This is a genomic window from Streptomyces sp. NPDC093225, from assembly GCF_044753805.1.
In the GTDB taxonomy this organism is placed as follows: domain Bacteria; phylum Actinomycetota; class Actinomycetes; order Streptomycetales; family Streptomycetaceae; genus Streptomyces.
In genome coordinates, this window is record NZ_JBIVNX010000006.1 from 153700 (window position 1) to 170323 (window position 16624).

General features: G+C 74.5%; 16 protein-coding genes. 7 read left to right on the top strand and 9 right to left on the bottom strand.

Translation table 11 applies throughout. The features are described 5' to 3' along the window. Positions 1-130 precede the first annotated feature (130 nt). From ACIQCH_RS08705 to mscL, 3 genes are all read left to right on the top strand, one after another. A complete protein-coding gene (locus ACIQCH_RS08705; protein ID WP_402579389.1) occupies positions 131-964 on the top strand; it encodes an S-methyl-5'-thioadenosine phosphorylase in 834 nt (277 codons plus the stop codon). Between the two features lie 170 nt (positions 965-1134). Next, positions 1135-1680, top strand: a complete 546-nt coding sequence (locus tag ACIQCH_RS08710) for a hypothetical protein (protein ID WP_402579391.1) — start codon at positions 1135-1137, stop codon at positions 1678-1680. A 138-nt stretch (positions 1681-1818) separates the two neighbouring features. Further along, positions 1819-2328: a large conductance mechanosensitive channel protein MscL gene (gene mscL, locus ACIQCH_RS08715; RefSeq protein WP_402579393.1), complete on the top strand. Its 510-nt coding sequence runs from the start codon at positions 1819-1821 to the stop codon at positions 2326-2328. A gap of 1 nt (position 2329) precedes the next feature. Here mscL and ACIQCH_RS08720 read toward each other — a convergent pair whose 3' ends face one another. After that, entirely contained in the window at positions 2330-2533 is a 204-nt protein-coding gene (locus tag ACIQCH_RS08720; protein WP_402579395.1) for a hypothetical protein, read from the bottom strand. Between the two features lie 267 nt (positions 2534-2800). Here ACIQCH_RS08720 and ACIQCH_RS08725 point away from each other — a divergent pair, with 267 nt between their 5' ends. Both ACIQCH_RS08725 and ACIQCH_RS08730 read left to right on the top strand, forming a co-directional pair. Next, on the top strand, positions 2801-3979 hold the full coding sequence (locus tag ACIQCH_RS08725) for a low temperature requirement protein A (protein ID WP_402579397.1): 1179 nt from the start codon (positions 2801-2803) through the stop codon (positions 3977-3979). Positions 3980-4118: 139 nt separating this feature from the next. Beyond that, entirely contained in the window at positions 4119-5387 is a 1269-nt protein-coding gene (locus ACIQCH_RS08730; protein ID WP_402579399.1) for a cytochrome P450, read from the top strand. A 104-nt stretch (positions 5388-5491) separates the two neighbouring features. Here ACIQCH_RS08730 and ACIQCH_RS08735 read toward each other — a convergent pair whose 3' ends face one another. After that, positions 5492-5989, bottom strand: coding sequence for a DUF5949 family protein (locus ACIQCH_RS08735; RefSeq protein WP_402579401.1), 498 nt, complete (start codon positions 5987-5989; stop codon positions 5492-5494). Positions 5990-6045: 56 nt separating this feature from the next. Beyond that, on the bottom strand, positions 6046-6699 hold the full coding sequence (locus ACIQCH_RS08740; protein WP_402579403.1) for a hypothetical protein: 654 nt from the start codon (positions 6697-6699) through the stop codon (positions 6046-6048). A gap of 182 nt (positions 6700-6881) precedes the next feature. On the opposite strand from ACIQCH_RS08740, the gene ACIQCH_RS08745 reads away from it, so the two are divergent. Next, entirely contained in the window at positions 6882-7340 is a 459-nt protein-coding gene (locus ACIQCH_RS08745) for a DUF6299 family protein (protein WP_402579405.1), read from the top strand. Between the two features lie 9 nt (positions 7341-7349). On the opposite strand, the gene ACIQCH_RS08750 is transcribed toward ACIQCH_RS08745, so the two are convergent. The 4 genes from ACIQCH_RS08750 to ACIQCH_RS08765 all read right to left on the bottom strand — a co-directional run bounded on the left by ACIQCH_RS08750 (position 7350) and on the right by ACIQCH_RS08765 (position 12909). Beyond that, a complete protein-coding gene (locus ACIQCH_RS08750; RefSeq protein ID WP_158939543.1) occupies positions 7350-7517 on the bottom strand; it encodes a hypothetical protein in 168 nt (55 codons plus the stop codon). 106 nt (positions 7518-7623) lie between these two features. Next, positions 7624-9687 (bottom strand): SpoIIE family protein phosphatase, encoded by a 2064-nt coding sequence (locus ACIQCH_RS08755; protein WP_402579408.1) that lies wholly within the window; start codon positions 9685-9687, stop codon positions 7624-7626. A 417-nt stretch (positions 9688-10104) separates the two neighbouring features. Next, a complete protein-coding gene (locus ACIQCH_RS08760) occupies positions 10105-11382 on the bottom strand; it encodes an NAD(P)-binding domain-containing protein (RefSeq protein ID WP_402579530.1) in 1278 nt (425 codons plus the stop codon). A gap of 99 nt (positions 11383-11481) precedes the next feature. Continuing rightward, positions 11482-12909 (bottom strand): ATP-grasp domain-containing protein, encoded by a 1428-nt coding sequence (locus ACIQCH_RS08765; protein ID WP_402579410.1) that lies wholly within the window; start codon positions 12907-12909, stop codon positions 11482-11484. 212 nt (positions 12910-13121) lie between these two features. On the opposite strand from ACIQCH_RS08765, the gene ACIQCH_RS08770 reads away from it, so the two are divergent. Next, complete coding sequence (locus ACIQCH_RS08770; RefSeq protein ID WP_402579412.1) at positions 13122-14552, top strand: glycoside hydrolase family 26 protein; 1431 nt, start codon at positions 13122-13124, stop codon at positions 14550-14552. An 89-nt stretch (positions 14553-14641) separates the two neighbouring features. Here ACIQCH_RS08770 and ACIQCH_RS08775 read toward each other — a convergent pair whose 3' ends face one another. Together ACIQCH_RS08775 and ACIQCH_RS08780 are read right to left on the bottom strand one after the other, a co-directional pair. Further along, complete coding sequence (locus tag ACIQCH_RS08775) at positions 14642-15820, bottom strand: GNAT family N-acetyltransferase (protein ID WP_402579414.1); 1179 nt, start codon at positions 15818-15820, stop codon at positions 14642-14644. Then, positions 15817-16617 carry a lipopolysaccharide biosynthesis protein gene (locus ACIQCH_RS08780; RefSeq protein WP_402579416.1) on the bottom strand — a complete coding sequence of 267 codons (801 nt, stop codon included), beginning with the start codon at positions 16615-16617 and terminating at the stop codon, positions 15817-15819. The genes ACIQCH_RS08775 and ACIQCH_RS08780 overlap by 4 nt, the downstream gene beginning before the upstream one ends. Positions 16618-16624: the final 7 nt, after the last annotated feature.

Here is a 16624-nt window from a genome sequence, read left to right on the forward strand (position 1 = left end):
ACGGGGCCTGCGGGGTGCGGGGGCCGCGGGAGTGCGCGGGGGCGCCGGGGCCACGGCGTTCCGGGCTTTCGCGACTTCCACGACTTTCCCGACGACCGGACCGCGGCGTTCCCCCGCTAGGGTGAACGGCATGGTGCATGCAGAGATCGGCGTCATCGGCGGCTCGGGCTTCTACTCCTTCCTGGAGGACGTCTCGGAGCTGACGGTCGAGACGCCCTACGGAAAGCCCAGCGACGCGCTCTACCTCGGACGGATCGCGGACCGCAGCGTCGCGTTCCTGCCGCGGCACGGGCGGGGGCACCACCTGCCGCCGCACCGGATCAACTACCGGGCCAACCTGTGGGCGCTGCGCTCGGTGGGCGTGCGCCAGGTGCTGGGCCCGTGCGCGGTCGGCGGCCTGCGGCCGGAGTACGGTCCGGGCACGCTGCTCGTGCCGGACCAGGTGGTCGACCGTACGAAGTCCCGCGCGCAGACCTTCTTCGACGGGGAGCCGCTGCCCGACGGCAGCATCCCGAACGTGGTCCACACGACCTTCGCCGACCCGTACTGCCCGGTGGGCCGACAGGCCGCGCTGGAGGCGGCGCGGGGGCGCGACTGGGAAGCGGTGGACGGCGGCACGATGGTCGTGATCGAGGGGCCGCGCTTCTCCACCCGGGCCGAGTCGCGGTTCCACGCGGCGATGGGCTGGTCGGTGGTGGGCATGACCGGACACCCGGAGGCGGTGCTCGCCCGCGAGCTGGGGCTCTGCTACACGTCGATGGCGCTGGTCACGGACCTCGACGCGGGGGCGGAGACCGGCGAGGGCGTCTCGCACACCGAGGTGCTGAAGGTGTTCGGGGAGAACATCGGTCGGCTGCGGTCGGTGCTGTTCGACGCGGTGGAGGCGCTGCCGCGTAACGAGGACCGCGCGTGCCTGTGCACGCATGCGCACGACGGGTGGGACCTGGGCATCGAGCTGCCGTAGCGGGCGCTCGCCGACCGTTCGCTCCTGAGGGTGAGGGCGTTGTCCACAGGCCGTGGGTTGTCCACAGGCCGGGGCGGGGCCCGTGCGGTTTCGTCGAACGTGGGGCCTGTCCCGGACGCGGTGTCCGGGGCAGGCCCTTTGCCTTGCGACGACGATCGGCGGTGTTCGCGATGTCCGTGTCCGGTTCCCCTTCCTCCTCGTTCCCCTCCACACCTTCGGTGACGTGTCCCCCACCCCGCGGGGTGCCGATGTTCGAGCCCCTGCGGGTCCGGGGCGGCGGCCGCGACCGACTGCGCAGGGCACTGCGGCGCAGGCGCCGGGCGGGGGCGGTGGGGCTCGCAGTGACCGCGGCGGTGCTCGCGGCGGGCGGGCCGCAGGCGCGGGCCTCGCGCGGAGATCCGCCGCCCGCCCCACCGCCCGCGGTGGCGCCGGCCGCCGAGCGGCTGGTGTCGGCACCGGTGCGGATCGCGGACGCGGCGGCCGTGCGGCTGCTGCGGCCCGGGGACCGGGTGGACGTGGTCGCGGCGGGCGAGCCGGGCCGGGAGCGGGAGGGGCCGCGTCTGGTGGCGGCCGGCGCCCGGGTCGCGCGCGTCCCGGAAGCGGAGGAGGGTGGCCCGGAGGGCGGGGCGCTGGTGGTGCTGTCGGTGCCGCGCGGGACCGCGCGTGCCTTGGTGGGTGCGGCTGCGGTGGCCCGGCTGGCGGTGACACTGTGCTGATTCGCACACAGGGTCAGTCGAGTCACCGTGCTGAGTGCCTCGATTGGACAGGGCTCGGTTCGACTGCCGTAGTTTTCGGAACCGTTGATTCCGGCTGGGTGTCATGCACCAGCGACACAGAGGAAGAGAGGTTCAGTGGTGAGCGAGAAGAAGGTCAGCGTCCTGGCGGGGTTCAAGGCCTTCCTGATGCGCGGCAACGTGGTCGACCTGGCGGTGGCGGTCGTCATCGGCGCGGCGTTCACGAACATCGTGAACTCGGTGGTGAAGGGCATCATCGGCCCGCTGGTCGGCGCGATCGGCACGAAGAGCCTGGACGTCTACTCCTCGTGTCTGAAGGGCCCCTGCGGGATCGACCCGAAGACCGGAGACCCGATCGGCGTGAACATCCTGTGGGGAACGGTGCTGAACGCGGCGCTCACGTTCCTCATCACGGCCGCGGTGGTCTACTTCCTGATGGTCCTGCCCATGTCGAAGTACCTGGCGCGGCAGGAGCAGCGCCGCAAGGCCAAGGAGGGCGTGAAGGAGATCGTGGAGGTCACCGAGCTGGAAGTCCTCAAGGACATCCGCGACCACCTGGTGGCGCAGCGCAACGGCCACACCACCGCGCAGGTCGACGGCGCTCCGGCGGCGCGTCCGAGCGTGGACTGACTCAGAGGTGGTGGGGCGGCTTCTCGTCGAGGAAGCGCGCCAGGTCGGCGGCGCTGTCGGCGGAGGGCCGCTCCCCCCACCCCCGGTCCGTGTCGTCCGAGGACTGCCGGTCCAGGGGGTCGTCGAAGACCAGGGTCGGCCGGGGCTTCGGCCTGGGCTCGGGCGTCGAGGGGTGCGGTCCGGGGTCCGGGGCGGTGCTGCTCATGCCTCCAGGGTACGGCCGGGGGCCGGGCGGATCGGATCGGAGCGTGCGGACCTCGGACGGATTACGGGCCGTGTGCGGCGGAGACCTCGCGGGCGGCGGCGACGTGCTCGGGGGTCGGCGGGTGCGTGCGGCGAACGCCGCGGGGCGGACGGGACCTTGTCCGGTGCCGCGGCGGTGCGTTCGTCCCCCGGACGCCGGGACGTGCGGTGGTCCGCGCGGTGCCGGTTCGGGGTGCCGGTTCGGGCGCCGTCTGGTGTGCTGTGCGCTATGGCGTACCAACCGATGACCGCCCGCAGCCGCCACGAGGAGCACCGCGCCGCCACGCCGCTGGAGCTGTTCTTCGACCTGTGCTTCGTCGTCGCCGTCGCGTCGGCGGGCCGGCAGCTGGTGCACGCGCTGGTCGAGGGCCACCCCGGCAGCGGGATCACCGGCTACCTGTTCGTCTTCTTCGGCGTGTGGTGGGCCTGGATGAACTTCTCCTGGTTCGCCTCCGCCTACGACGTCGACGACGTGCCGTACCGGGTGGCGACCCTGGTGCAGATCGCGGGCGTGCTCGTCTACTCCGCCGGAGTGCCACAGGCGTTCAACGACAACGACTGGACCGTGGCCGTCATCGGCTACCTGATCATGCGGGTCGCGCTCACCGCCCAGTGGTTGCGGGCCGCCGCCTGCGAGCAGGGGCCCGCCCGGCGCACGGCCCTGACGTACGCCGTCGGCCTGGTGGTCTGCCAGCTCGGCTGGGTGGCGCTGCTGGCGGTGCCCGAGTCGTCGAAACGGTGGCTCTTCCTGGTCATGGTCCTGGCCGAGCTGTCGGTGCCGGTCATCGCCGAGCGCGGCCACCAGACCCAGTGGCACCCGCACCACATCGCCGAGCGGTACGGCCTGTTCACCATCATCGTGCTCGGCGAGTCGATCGCCGCGGCGACCGTCGCCGTGCAGTCCGCCGTGGAGGAGCACGAGGCGCTGGGAGAGCTCCTGCCCGTCGCGGGCGGCGGCCTGCTGACCGTCTTCGCCGCGTGGTGGATCTACTTCGCGGCGCCCGTGCACGAGCGGCTGAGGGGCAACCGCGAGGCCATCCCCTGGGGTTACGGCCATTACGTGATCTTCGCCTCCGCCGCGGCGATCGGCGCCGGCATCGAGGTGGCCGTCGAGCACGCGGTGGGCAAGGCGCACATCTCCGCGACCGCCGCGGCCGCCGCCATGACCGTGCCGACGGCCCTCTACCTGGCGACCGTATGGCTGCTGCACTCCCGCCACTTCAAGCGCGGAGCGGTCGAGCAGCTCCTGCTCCCGGTGTCCGCGGCGGCGGTACTGGCCTGCACGTTCGCGGGCGATGCCGCGGTGCTCGCGACCGGGCTCGTCACCGCTCTGACGGTGGCGACGGGCGTGGCGCTCGCCGAGCGCTCCCGGCGCGGCGATCCCCGCACGGCGGACCTGCACCTCTAGGGGTGTCTTCGCAACGACCCGGTGCGCACGCCCCCTCGAACGCCGCGGGTCGCTTGAACGCCCGGCGCCTCACACGTTGGTGGGAATCTGGCCGGCCAGCCCCCCGTACGGAGCCCAACCGCCCGCGGGGCACGTGAGGATGACGGCCGTGACAGGGAACCTCGCCGATCCGGCGTTCTGGCAGCAGCCCCCGGCCGACCAGCTCAGGGAGTTCGCGCGGCTGCGCGCCCTCGACGCACCGGTCCACTTCCGCGAGCGGCCGGCCTCGTGGCGCGGACCCGAGCGCGGCCACTGGGCTCTGGTCCGGCACGCGGACGTCCAGGAGGCCAGCCGGCTGCCGAAGGTGTTCGCGTCCGCCCCCGGGGTCACCACGCCCGAGCCGGCCCGCTGGGTGCGGGCCCTGTTCGGCGACTCGATGGTGAACCTCGACGGGGCCGAGCACGCCCAGCTGCGCCGGGTCGTCTCGCGCGCCTTCACGCCCCGGCTGCTGGCCGAGGCGGAGCGGGACATCCACAAGGTGGCGGCCCGGATCGTGGACGACATGCTGGACGCCCGGCCCGACGAGTTCGTCTCGGCCGTCTCCTCCCGCCTGCCGCTGGAGGTCATCTGCAACATGATGGGCATCCCGGAGGAGTTCCGGCGGGAGATCGCCGACCGGGTCGACCACGCCTCCGAGAACATCGGCGTGGAGCGGGGCCTGACCGCCCGGCTGCGGATGCCCGGCCGCGGGCTGCGGGCGCTGGCCCGGATGCAGCGCATGGTCGCCGGCATCGGCCGCGAGCGGCGCCGCCGCCCGGCGGACGACCTGATCTCCGCGCTGGTGTGCGCGAACGTGGATGGGCAGGCCCTCGGGGCCCGGCAGCTCGGCGCGTTCTTCTCGCTCCTGATGGTGGCCGGGGTGGAGACCACCCGCAACGCCATCACGCACGGCCTGAGCCTGCTCACCGACCACCCCGAGCAGCGCGAGCTGCTGCTGTCGGACTTCGAGCGGTACGCCGACGGGGCGGTGGACGAGATGATCAGGCACTCGACCCCGATCATCCAGTTCCGCCGGACGGTGACCTGCGAGCACACCCTGGGCGGCCGCACGTACGCGCCCGGCGACAAGGTCGTGCTCTACTACGCCTCCGCCAACCGCGACGGGGACGTCTTCCCCGACCCGGACGCCTTCGACATCACCCGCAACCCCAACCCGCACCTGGGGTTCGGCGGCGGCGGACCGCACTTCTGCCTGGGCGCGCACCTGGCGAGGGTGGAGATGAAGGCCCTGTTCCGGGAGTTGCTGACCCGCCCGGTCGGGCTGCGGGCGGTGGGCCTGCCGGACCTGGCGGGTTCCAACTTCGACAACCGGGTCCGCTCGCTGCGGTTCGCGTTCTCGGTACCGGGCGAGGCACCCACCGGGACCTGAGCCCGCCGACGTCCGCAGGGCGTCCCACGACCGCCGCCGGGCAGGCTGGGGGCCCGGCGGCGGCCGCCCGTACCGGGAGCCGTACGGGGTTCAGCGGGGCCGCGTCACTTGCGGAGCTTGGTGACCGGCAGCACGACGTGGGCGCTGCTGGTGAGCACCGCCTCGTCGCCGGCGAAGGCCTGCAGCATCTCGGGGGTGACGGGCCTGCCCGGCACGGCCTCGGGCCAGGGGCGGGTGGCGAACAGGAAGTAGACCTGGCCGTGGTCGTCGGCGGCCTTGACCCACTCCGGCGGTGCCGAGCACTGGACGTTGAGCCCCGGCATGGTCAGCGCGGCCTGCTCGGCCTCGACCAGGACCGTCAGGGGCAGGCTGGGGGTACGGGTGCCGTCGAGCACGACGTCGCCGATGGGCAGGCCCATCTCCTCCAGCAGCGAGCGCGCCGCCGCCTCGCCCGCCTCGTGGCCGCCCTCGCCGTCACCGAGCGAATAGGCGAGGAGGTAGGGCATGTCGTGACCCTCTTCGGGGTCGCCGATCCACGTGAGGGCGGAAAGGGTGCCGAGCTGGTTCCGCCGGACCTGGGATTCGGTGTGAGTCGAAGTCATGCGCCGCACCCTAGTGGTCTTTCCGGGGGGCCCTTTCGACCCTTCACCCCCTCGGGCTATACCTGCCAGAAACCTTCTCCGGAATTCGCCGCCGTGTTCGCATCGCGGTACTGGAGCTGGACGACGCGCACGTTCTCCGGAATTTCGAACACCACCCATCCCTCGGCCTGCTCGCCCACCCCGAGCGGGGCGAACGAGAGCGCTTTCCCGGTGGTCAGCTCGCCGGTGGGCACGGCCGGGTGGCGTCCGCCGTCGCCGTCGATCGCCCACATGCGGCCGAGGGGTCCGTAGGCGTCCCCGCCGATGTTCGAGAAGGTCATCCCGGCGCCCACCCAGCGCTTGCCCTTGGCGGGGGCGTGGCCCTTCGAGGCACTGACGGCCGGGTCGACGAAGGCGTTGAGGACGGCCCGCAGATGGCGGCCGAGGGCCTTGCCGCTGAAGGTCACCGCGTCGCCCAGCCGGGCGGGTTTGCGCAGCGTGCCGGGGCCGGCGGGGCCGGCGGCCGCCTCCGCCGCCACCCGGTCCCCCGCGCCTGCCGCGGCCGGGAGCGCGCCCCGGGCGTCGTCGTCCCCGGACGCGCGGGGGGCGGCGGGGGCCTCGCGCGCGGCGCGCTCGGGGGCGCCCTGGCACGCGGCGGTCCCGAGCAGCAGGACCGGGAACAGGGCGAGCGGTGCCAGGGATGCCAGGGATACGGGCGGGGCGTGACGCATGGAGGGGTCCCTTCCGGGGGATTCTTTGCGGCCATATTCACGCGGCCGTACGCGGAAATGCACACACCGACACGGGCCGACACGGGTCACGGCGAGTGAGTTCGGCGGGCACCATCAGCACAATTCGATTCGACGGCGCCGAACCGCCGTACCCCCACACCCGGAAGGCAGCAAAAGGCATCATGCGCATTTCAAAGCTCGCGCTCCTGACCCTGGCCACCCTGGCGACTTTCACCGTGCCGTTCACCTCGCCGGCGACGGCCGCCGCGTTCTCCGGTGAGATTTCCGTACGGGACCAGGTGCACATCGCGCAGGACGGCACGGTCACCCTTTCCGGCACCTACCGCTGCTCCGGTGCGTCACCCCTGCGGGGGGTCTTCGTCTCGAGCAGCCTCGTGCAGGACGGCACGCAGCTGGGCTTCGGCGGCACGGACGCGGTGTGCGACGGCGTCGAGCACGCGTGGGAGTCGAGCGGGCCGGTCAACCCGCTCGGCGACGTCGACCTCGGCTTCCACGCGGGCCGGGCCCAGGTGGACGCCCACCTGATGACGCTGGAGGCCTCGGGCGGCTGGCTGCCGCTGCCGCACGCGCTGGCGGGCGGCCGCGAGAGCGTCGACCTCGTCGACCACCGCGCGCACTGAGCCCTCCGGTCAGCGGCAGTCCGGCCCGAGCCCCACGACGGACATGTAGGCCACCGAGCGGCAGCCGGGCCCGTGCGGGGCCCGGCCGGCCGTGTGCGCGGCCAGGGCCGGGATCCCGCCGGCCACCACCAGGGCCAGCAGCATCCCGCGCACGGCCCCCTTGCTCATCCACCGCATGGCTGTATCCCTTCCACACGGCCGATCGTCACCCCGCGTACGGATCCCCACAACCCGGCGTGACCGGCACTGCTCCCAGCGGGTGACGACCCGCCGGGAGCCTGCGCTACATCCCCTCCACCGGCGCCGCCTGGAACTCGCACCACACCGCCTTGCCGTCCCCGCGGGACTCCACGCCCCAGTGCGTGGCCAGCGCGTCCACCAGCAGCAGCCCGCGCCCGGTGGTGGCCGCCTCGCCCGGCGAGCGGCGGCGCGGCCAGACGCTGGAGCGGTCCTTCACCCACAGCCGGATCCGGCGCACCGGCTCGGGCAGCACCTCCATCGTCAGCACCGCCCCGCCCTCGGTGTGGAGGAGGGCGTTGACCAGCAGTTCCCCGGCCGCCACCTCGACGTCGTCGGCGAGCTCCGGCATGCCCCAGTCGCGCAGCGCCTGGCGCAGCGCGTAGCGGGCCTCGGACAGGCCCTCGGGGTCGGCCTGGTGGACGTACTGGTGGATGCGCGGCGCCCGGTGGGTGCCCGGGTCGGGGGCCCGGCGCAGCACCAGCAGGGCCACGTCGTCACCGGAGCCCCAGCGCTCCCACAGCCGGTCGGAGAGGTGGTCGGCGAGCGCCCCGGCCTCCTGGGGACCGCTGCGGACGGCGTGCGCGAGCGCGTCCATGCCGGCGGTGATGGCGGTACCCGGCTCCTCGACCAGCCCGTCGGTGCACAGCACCAGGGTCTCGCCGGGCACCAGGTCCAGCCGGGTCTCGGGGAACTCCTCCTGTTCGAAGACCGAGGCCAGGCCCAGCGGCAGGCCGCCACGGAGGTTGGGCCAGCCGGTGCGCCCGTCGGTGTGCCGGATCAGCGGGCCGAGGTGTCCCGCGCGGACCGCCCGCACCCCGCCGGTCTCGAGGTCCACCTGGGCGTACGTGCAGGTCGCGAAGCGCTCGGTGTCGAGCTCGGCGAGGAACCGGGAGGCCCGGGCCAGCACGGTCGAGGGTGGGTGCCCCTCCCCCGCGTACGCGCGCAGGGCGATCCGCAGCTGCCCCATGATCGCGGCGGCGTGCGTGTCGTGGCCCTGGACGTCGCCCACGACCAGGCCCACCCGGTCCCGGGGCAGGGAGATCACGTCGTACCAGTCGCCGCCGACCTCCCGGCCGCTCCACGCCGAGTGGTAGCGCACCGCGATCTCGCCGCCGCTGATCTCGGGGATCCGGCGCGGCAGCATGGCGGCCTGCAGGCCGGTGGCGAACTCGCGCTCCTGGTCGAAGAGCAGGGCCCGCTGGAGCGACTGGGCGACGATGCCGGCCAGGCCCAGGCACAGGTTCCGCTCCTCGGGGCTGAACTCGGTGCGCCGCCGGTAGAAGAGCACCAGCCCGCCGATGGCCTTGTCCTGCGCGATCAGCGGCAGGTAGGCGGCCGCGTCGTACTTGATGCGCCGGAGGTAGTCGCCGAGCAGCGGGAACTCCTCGGCGAGGGCGGTCAGCGAGGTGGAGAAGCGGGCCTTGCGGCTGAGGACCGCCTGGGAGAGCGGCAGGGACCCGTCGAGGCGGGTGAAGCGGCGCTCGTCGAGGATCTCCAGGGACTCCCCGCTCAACGCGATGATCTTCATGGTGCCGTTCTCGGCGAGGCCGAGGGCCAGGCCGTCCGCGCCGAGCCGCTCCAGGGCGCCCGCCCCGGTGAGCGCGGCCGTCACGTCGTCGACCGTGACCGCCCGGGACAGCGCCTCCGTGGTGCGCTGCACGATGGTGGTCTGCTTGGCGCGGGCGGCCTCGAGCTTGCGCAGCAGGGTGGAGTGGGCGAGCTCGGCGGTGGCGTTGCGGACGATGCCGACGATCCGGCGCCCCCGGCCCTGGTCGTCGCGCAGGATCGTGCCCTGGGTGTGGGTCCACTGCTCGGTGCCGTCGCGCCGCTGCACGGTGAAGTACGAGCCGTACGAACGTTCGCCGGAGGTCAGCGCGTTCTGCACGACCGCGTTCAGCCGGGCGTTGTCCTCGGGCGGGATGCGCAGGCCGAGGCCGTCCGGGGTGTTGTCGAACTCCTCCGGCTCCAGGTCGAACACGGCCAGTCCGCCGGGGTCGAGGTCCAGGTGCCCGCGGTCGAGGTCGAGGTCGAAGCTGCCCATCTTGTTCAGCGCCAGCCGGTCACCGGGACCGATCGCCGGCCCGGGCCCCCCCGGTTCGGTCTCCATCGGGACTCCCTTCGGACGCCGGGATCAGTGACCGGGCCAGCACGGCTGCGAGATCAGCCGCTCCCACTCCTCGTCAGGATGCCCGGGAAGGGTCAGCCCGGCCTCCCGCCACCGCCTGACGAGGGACAGGTACACCGGCGGCTGGCCGTCCGGCTCCCGGTCGGCGGACGGGTACGGGTACCCGGGCGGAGCCGCGGCCGGATACGGGTACCCCGGCGGAGGGCCGGGCGGGTACCGGTGGCCCGGCGGGGGCCCTGGCGTACGGGTGTACTCCAGGGGGCCGGGCGGGTACCCGTACCCCAACGGGTCCGCAGTCGGGCCGGGCGGTCCCGGATCCGCCGCCGGCTCCACCCGGCTGGCCGGGATGCGCACCCAGCCCCTGCCCTGTGCTCGCTCCGGGCTCATGGCGGACCCCTCTCACCCCATGAACGACTTCGGGTGTCCGGCCTCCGGTGCCAGCGCGGCCGCGCCGGCTCCGGAGGTACCGGGCTGCGCGCCCCGGCCGGCGAGGCGCCGCCTTACTCCTCTTACCAGTCTCCCCGCAGCGAAGCCCGCGCCGTGCACGAATCGCATGGAAGGGCCGAATGAGGGAGCCGTGACGAGCCCTGCGAAGAACAGCCCGGGGCACGAGGACTCGAACCCGGCGCTCAGCTCGGGGGTGCCGCCCCGGCCCGTCCGGCGCAGCGCGCCCCGCAGGCCCTGGTCCAGCAGTTCGAGCCGCGCCAGGTCCGGTACGAAGCCGGTGGCGGCGATGACGTGCCCGGTGTCCAGCACGACGGGGTCGCCGGCCGCACTGGTCAGCGCCAGCCGGGTGCGGTCCCCGACCGCGGCGGCGTCGTGCAGCCGGTGCCCCAGCAGCACCGGGACCCGGCCCTCGAAGCGCTCGCGCAGCCACCAGGCACCGGCCGGGCCGAGGGCGGTGGCGGCGATCAGCTCCCGCCGGCCCGCGGGCAGCCGGCGGACGGCTCCGGGCAGCTCGGCGTACGCCCAGTTGCGCCAGCCGGTGCCCAGGCCGCTGTGCGGGTCGCGCAGGGTGCGCAGCAGGCCGCGGGCGAGCGGTTTGACGGGGGTGTTCCAGTTCAGCCGGCCGGCCCGGGCCACCAACCGGGGTTCGGCGCCCAGCTCGGCGAGCAGGCAGGCGGTCTCCATCGCGGCCTGGCCGCCGCCGATGACGGTGACGTCCAGGCCGCGGAAGCGGGCCAGGTCACGGTGGCCGGTGCTGTGCGAGCAGAGCTCGGCGGGCAGCGGTCGCAGGGCGCGCGGGTAGTGCCGGAAGGGCAGCATCCCGACGGCCAGGGCCACGGTGCGGGCCAGCAGCGGGGCGCCCTCGAGGGTGCTGATGCGGAAGCCGTCGCCGTGCGGGGCGACGGCGGTGACGGTCCGCTCCTCGACCTCGGGGCCGGAGTGCCGGGCGAACCACAGTCCGTAGTCCGCGTAGGTGCCGATGGGCAGCGGGTGGCCGTGCTCGGCGGCCAGGCCGCGGCCGGCGCAGTAGGCGGCGAGGGTGTGCCGGCCGGCTGGGTCGGACAGGTTGGACGCCCAGGGCTCGGACTTGAGGAACATGCCCTCCGGCATGTGGTCGCGCCAGGAGGCCATGGGGCGGCCGAGCACCCGGACGTCGAGTCCGGCGGCCGCGGCGTGGGCGCCGATCGAGAGCCCGTAGGGGCCGGCGCCGATCACCACCAGGTCGTCGATGTGCTGCGTGCGGTCGGTGCGGGGGGTGCGTTGCGTTCGGTTCATGCCGTCCCTGGGGCTCGTGGGGGAAAGCGGGACTCGTGGGGCGGGGCCGGGGAGTCACACCTTGGCGGGCGGGGAGGCCGCGGCACCGGTGGCGCGCCGCTGCTCCGGCGTCCTCGCCCCGGCTCGCCCGGTCCGGACGCCCTGGGCCGGCACCGCGCGCAGCAGGCCGCGCACCCGGCGCAGCCCCTTGTCGACCCCGCGCCCGAGGAAGGCGCCCGCCATGGCGAGGAAGGGCAGCGGGTCGTCGGCCGCGAACCAGGCGGCCTCGACGGGACCGGTCGCTTCCGAGGGCCCCGCGCCGGCCGGACCGACGCCGACCGGACGGACGTCGTCGGGACGGACGCCGGCGGGACGGACGCCGACCGGATCCGCCACGTCGGGACCCGGCGCCGCCGGTCCGGCCCCGAAGGGTTCCGCCGCCGCCCGAGGGGCCGTCAGGGCGGCCAGCAGGGCGTAGTTCTCGGCCACGAACAGCCGCCCCGGCCCGCCCTGCCGCGCCGGCACCGGCTGGCCCGTCAGATCCCGGTACAGGGCGCGTACGACGTCCAGTCCCGCGGTGTCGGTGAAGAGCCGGAACTGGGCGCCCGGCCGCGGGTTGAAGTCCAGCAGCCGCAGCCCGCCCCGGGCGTCGCGGCGGAAGTCGAGGTCGAGGATGCCCCGGTAGCCCAACCGCTCGGCCAGCCGCAGCCCGGCCTCCTCGACCGCCGGGTCGGGCAGCCAGCGGCCCACCGCGGTCAGCCCGGTCCGTACCGGCCAGGACAGCTCCTTGCGGCCGGAGCCCACCAGCAGCGGACGCCCGCCGTCGGTGAAGCAGCCGTGGAAGAACCAGTCGGTGCCGGGCCCGCCGGGCAGGTAGCGCTGGAGCAGCAGCGGGCTGCCGGCCTCCTCGTGGCGCTCGTACAGCCGGCGGGCGGCGGCCGCGGAGCCGAGCAGGGTCGTGCTGCGCAGCCCCCGCCCGGCGGGCAGCAGCCAGGGGCGGCTCCACTTGGCGACCACCGGCAGGCCGAGCCGCCAGGCGGCCTCGGCGGCCTCCGCCCCGCTGCCGGGCACCACGGTCTCCGGGTGTCCGACCCCCCAGCGCGCACAGAGGGCGGCCAGTTCCGCCTTGTCCGCGACCCGGGCGGGGAGGTCGTCGGGCTGCGCGGGGACCAGGTAGCGACCGGCCAGCAGCGGGGCGATGCGGGAGACCGTGATCGCGCTCAGGTCGTCCATGGCGAAGAGGACCGCGGGGCGCCCGATGCGCTCGGAGATGCCGGTCAGGCAGTCGGTCAGGGCCGCCGGGGTGGGCTCGCCCTGCGGTCCGCGGTGGACCGCGCGCAGGTAGCGGGAGCGGGCCACCGGGCCGCCGCCGGCCTCGACCACGGCGTGGACCTCGACCCCGCCGCGCCCCAGGGACCGGACGGCCCCGAGGGTGCCGTGGTGGAAGGGGTTGCGGTCGAGCCTGAGCAGCAGGGCGGGCACTTCGGCAAGGAACGGGGGCATGTCACCGGAGGTCTTTCACCTAGTCGGACCAAGCAAGGGCGGTTGGCAGTCGCGAATGGCCTACCAACGGGGCATCAGACAGGCCATTAGTCACATGAGATGCCTAACGTCGTTGCCAAGCGCACCGCTTCGGGCCGCACCGCGCCCGCCCCGCGCGGGGCGCCCCGTGCACCGACCCAGGCCGCATCCGTCCACGAAGTCCGGGAGACGCCATGCCCCATCCACGCCGCAGGTTGGCGAGCACCTGCATCGGCACGGTCACGGCCGGCCTGCTCGCCACCGGCGCCGCCGTCGCCGCACCGTCCGACGACGGGCCTCCGAACGCCTCCGGCACCGCCGTGGGGGCCTATCTCCACTACGGTTCGCCGGGCGTGGAGCGCATGAAGGACCTCTCCCGCTGGCTCGGGGGCGCCGAACTCCGCGTCGGGCACACCTACTTGCCGGGCGACACCTGGTCGAACATCGAGGGCGCCCCGACCTTCCTGGAGGACTGGGCGCAGTGGCGGCAGGCCAAGTCCGACCGGCTGTTCGTGCTCAACGTGCCCATGCAGGAGCGCAACGAGGCGGGCGTCCCGGACTACCAGGTGGCCGGGCTGATCCGGGCGGGCGCACAGGGTGAGTTCGACGGCCACTTCCGCAGGCTCGCCGAGCGCCTGGTCGACGTGGGCGTGCCGGACGCGGTCGTCGTGCTCGGCTGGGAGATGAACGGCATCACCTACACCCACCGGTGCGGACCCGACCCGGAGAACTGGAAGGCGTACTGGCGGCGCATCGTCACCACCATGCGATCGGTCGAGGGGCAGCGGTTCCGCTTCGACTTCACCCCGAACCGCGGCACCGACGCGATCGGCTGGACCAGGTGCTACCCCGGCGACGACGTCGTCGACATCGTCGGGATGGACTCGTACGACCAGGCGCCCGGCCGCACCTTCGACGAGCAGGTCAGCCAGCCGTACGGGCTCCAGCAGCACGTGGACTTCGCGAAGGCGCACGGCAAACCCATCTCGTACCCGGAATGGGGGCTGTTCCGGCACGGCGACAATCCCGTGTACATGCGGCGCATGCTCGAGTGGATCCAGCAGCACGAGCCGGTCTACCACACCATCACCGACTACTGCCCGCACGGCGTCTGGCAGTGCAAGCAGAACCCGCGCTCGGCACAGGTGTTCCGGGACATGATGTCCAAGCCGACCGTCCCGACCCCGCCGGTGGTCACCCCGCCGGTCGTGACCCCGCCGGTCGTGACCCCGCCGGTCGTCACTCCGCCCGTGGTAAGCCCTCCGGTCGTGACGCCCCCCGTGGTCACGCCGCCCGTCCTCACGCCCCCGGTGGTCCCGCCCAGGCCCACGCCGAAGCCGGACCTCACCCCGGTCCCGACGCCCAAGCCCACGCCCAAGCCGACACCGAAGCCCACGCCCGAGCCCGACATCACCCCCGACCCCGTCCCGGAGCCGACGCCGAACGACGAGTGGTGCGTACCGCTCGACTTCGGCAGCGAGTGGCTCAGCAACTTCCTCGGCAACCAGAAGGTCTGCTGGAACGGGGACTGGAACGACGGCTCCGGCTGGGAGAAGGGCTGGGACACCGACTGGCCCACCGTGGACGACTGGGACAAGGCCTCCGACGCCTGGTGGCCTTACTAGCCGCCGGCCCGCCGGCCCGCCGCGGACGGGCCCGCGGTGCGCGCCCGGTCCGGGGCGGCGCCCCGGCCGCGTCCGCGGCGGGCGGCGCGTCACCGCCGCGCCCCGTCGGCCCGCCAGTCGTTGATCCGCGCCCGCCAGTCGCGGGCGGCGGGCAGCGCCTCCCGCAGCGCGCCGACCGCCCGCTCGCGGCCGGACACCTGCGACTCGTGCAGCCGCAGCAGCGGCAGGTGCGAGGAGCGGGCGAGCAGGAACCGCTGGTTGACCACGGTCTCCGGCCGCCAGTGGTTCTTGTACGGCTCGCTGCCGCGCAGCAGGCTCAGCACCTCCTGCCCGCGGGCGTGGGCGTGCTGGGCCTCGTGCCGCAGCAGCATCGTCACCACGTCCACCTTGCGGGCCCGCAGCTCCGGGTCGGCCCCGTACAGGTAGCCCCCGCTGAGCCCGGCCGACAGCAGCGTCACGTTCGCCGCCACCACCCGCCCGTCCAGCCGGAACTCCGTCAGCCGGGCGTCCCCCGCCCGCACCATCCGCCGGGTGGCCCGGGTCAGGTGCTCGGCGAACCGGGGCCGCAGGTGCTCGGGCGTCACGCCGCGGCCGCGCCACTGCTTCTCGTGCAGGTCGAGCAGCGTGCGTACGGTGGCCGGCACCTCGTGCTCGGAGACCGGGTGCTCCTCGATGCCCAGCGCCTCGATCTTGCGGACCTTGGCCCGGGTGCGCTGGGCCCCCGCCGTCGGCATCCGCTTGACCAGGTCGTCGAAGGGCAGCACCGGGAACTCCGCGCAGGAGGAGTCCGCGAGCGTGCGGTGCACGCCCTCCCAGTGCCGTACGAGGTCCTCGGCGGCGGCCCCCGGGCGCACCTCGCGGAGGTCCACCACCGCGCCCCGCGCGGCCCGGTGCAGCCCGCGGGCCAGCGCCGGCACCACCGCGTCGGCGTACTCGGCGGCCACCAGCACGTCGCAGTAGTCGGTGATCTCCCCGCCCAGCGGCACCAGCAGCGGCAGCGGCCGGTGCACCAGCATCAGGGGCGCCGCGCCGACGAGTTCCCCGCCGCGCCGGACCAGCACGATCCGCAGCCGGCCCTCCTTGCCGTACGACAGCCACCAGGAGTGCAGCCAGGCGTGGCTCTGGAACGGGGTCGCGGTGGGGCAGGCGCGCAGCAGCCGGTTCCACTGCTCCTCCAGCCCGGCGAACTGCCGGGGGTCGCGGCACAGCGTCACCGACAGCTCCCGGGCCCCGGCCCGGGCCGGGGCCGCCGCGGAGCTCTCCCTCATCGCACGGACTCCTTCTCCTTCTTCTCCTTCGCGGCCTCCTTCACGGCGGCGGCCGCGGCCGCCGTGGCGGCCTCGCCGTGGGCCGGCGCGGGCAGCGAGGTGACCCCGGTGACGGGGGCGGGCGCGCCGGGCTCCTGCGGGGCCGCGGCCTCCTCGTCACGGCCGTCCTGCGGGCGGCGCCGGCCGCCGGGCCTCACGAGCAGCACCAGGCCGCCGACGAGGCCGCCGGCGCAGAGCCCGACGGCCCCGCTGAGCTTGGCCGAGGCGGAGGCCGGCTCGGTGGGCGGCACGGCCTGGTTGAAGAGCAGCAGCTGCACGCCGGTGCTCTTGGCCGCCTGGTTGCTGTTCAGGGAGAGGGCGTCGGCCACGGCGTTGGCGACGTCGGCCGCCTCCGCGGCGGTCCCCGCGGTCCCGGTGATGGCGATCATCGGGGAGTCCGGCGAGGTCTCGGCCCGGACCTGGGTGCGCAGCCGCTCCGCCGGGATCCCGGCGCGCGGCTGGGCGTACGCGAGGGTGGAGGCGCTGGTGGCGATCCGGCCGTAGGCCTGGGCGAAGCCGAGGGCGGTGGCGGGCTCGGTGTCCTCGTCGGGGACCGCGACCACGTAGCTGGTGGCCGCGTACTCGGGGGCCTTGACCAGCCCGTACGTCGCCCCGGCCACCAGGCCCAGCAGGGCGCAGGCGGGCAGCGGCCACCAGGCGGGCGGCGGCAGCAGCAGCCGGCGGCGCGCTCTGTGGCCCCGGCGGGCGCCGCCCTCCCTCGCGGTCGCCGGGGTGTCGGGGCTCTTCTGGTCGGCCATGTCGGTC

Excerpts from the sequence above, each read along its gene's own strand:
- ACIQCH_RS08705 (WP_402579389.1), top strand. The coding sequence starts at position 131 with ATGGTGCATGCAGAGATCGGCGTCATCGGCGGCTCGGGCTTCTACTCC.
- ACIQCH_RS08710 (WP_402579391.1), top strand. The coding sequence starts at position 1,135 with ATGTCCGTGTCCGGTTCCCCTTCCTCCTCGTTCCCCTCCACACCTTCG.
- ACIQCH_RS08720 (WP_402579395.1), bottom strand. The coding sequence starts at position 2,533 with ATGAGCAGCACCGCCCCGGACCCCGGACCGCACCCCTCGACGCCCGAG.
- ACIQCH_RS08725 (WP_402579397.1), top strand. The coding sequence starts at position 2,801 with ATGGCGTACCAACCGATGACCGCCCGCAGCCGCCACGAGGAGCACCGC.
- ACIQCH_RS08730 (WP_402579399.1), top strand. The coding sequence starts at position 4,119 with ATGACGGCCGTGACAGGGAACCTCGCCGATCCGGCGTTCTGGCAGCAG.
- ACIQCH_RS08735 (WP_402579401.1), bottom strand. The coding sequence starts at position 5,989 with ATGACTTCGACTCACACCGAATCCCAGGTCCGGCGGAACCAGCTCGGC.
- ACIQCH_RS08740 (WP_402579403.1), bottom strand. The coding sequence starts at position 6,699 with ATGCGTCACGCCCCGCCCGTATCCCTGGCATCCCTGGCACCGCTCGCC.
- ACIQCH_RS08745 (WP_402579405.1), top strand. The coding sequence starts at position 6,882 with ATGCGCATTTCAAAGCTCGCGCTCCTGACCCTGGCCACCCTGGCGACT.
- ACIQCH_RS08750 (WP_158939543.1), bottom strand. The coding sequence starts at position 7,517 with ATGCGGTGGATGAGCAAGGGGGCCGTGCGCGGGATGCTGCTGGCCCTG.
- ACIQCH_RS08755 (WP_402579408.1), bottom strand. The coding sequence starts at position 9,687 with ATGGAGACCGAACCGGGGGGGCCCGGGCCGGCGATCGGTCCCGGTGAC.
- ACIQCH_RS08765 (WP_402579410.1), bottom strand. The coding sequence starts at position 12,909 with ATGCCCCCGTTCCTTGCCGAAGTGCCCGCCCTGCTGCTCAGGCTCGAC.
- ACIQCH_RS08770 (WP_402579412.1), top strand. The coding sequence starts at position 13,122 with ATGCCCCATCCACGCCGCAGGTTGGCGAGCACCTGCATCGGCACGGTC.
- ACIQCH_RS08775 (WP_402579414.1), bottom strand. The coding sequence starts at position 15,820 with ATGAGGGAGAGCTCCGCGGCGGCCCCGGCCCGGGCCGGGGCCCGGGAG.
- ACIQCH_RS08780 (WP_402579416.1), bottom strand. The coding sequence starts at position 16,617 with ATGGCCGACCAGAAGAGCCCCGACACCCCGGCGACCGCGAGGGAGGGC.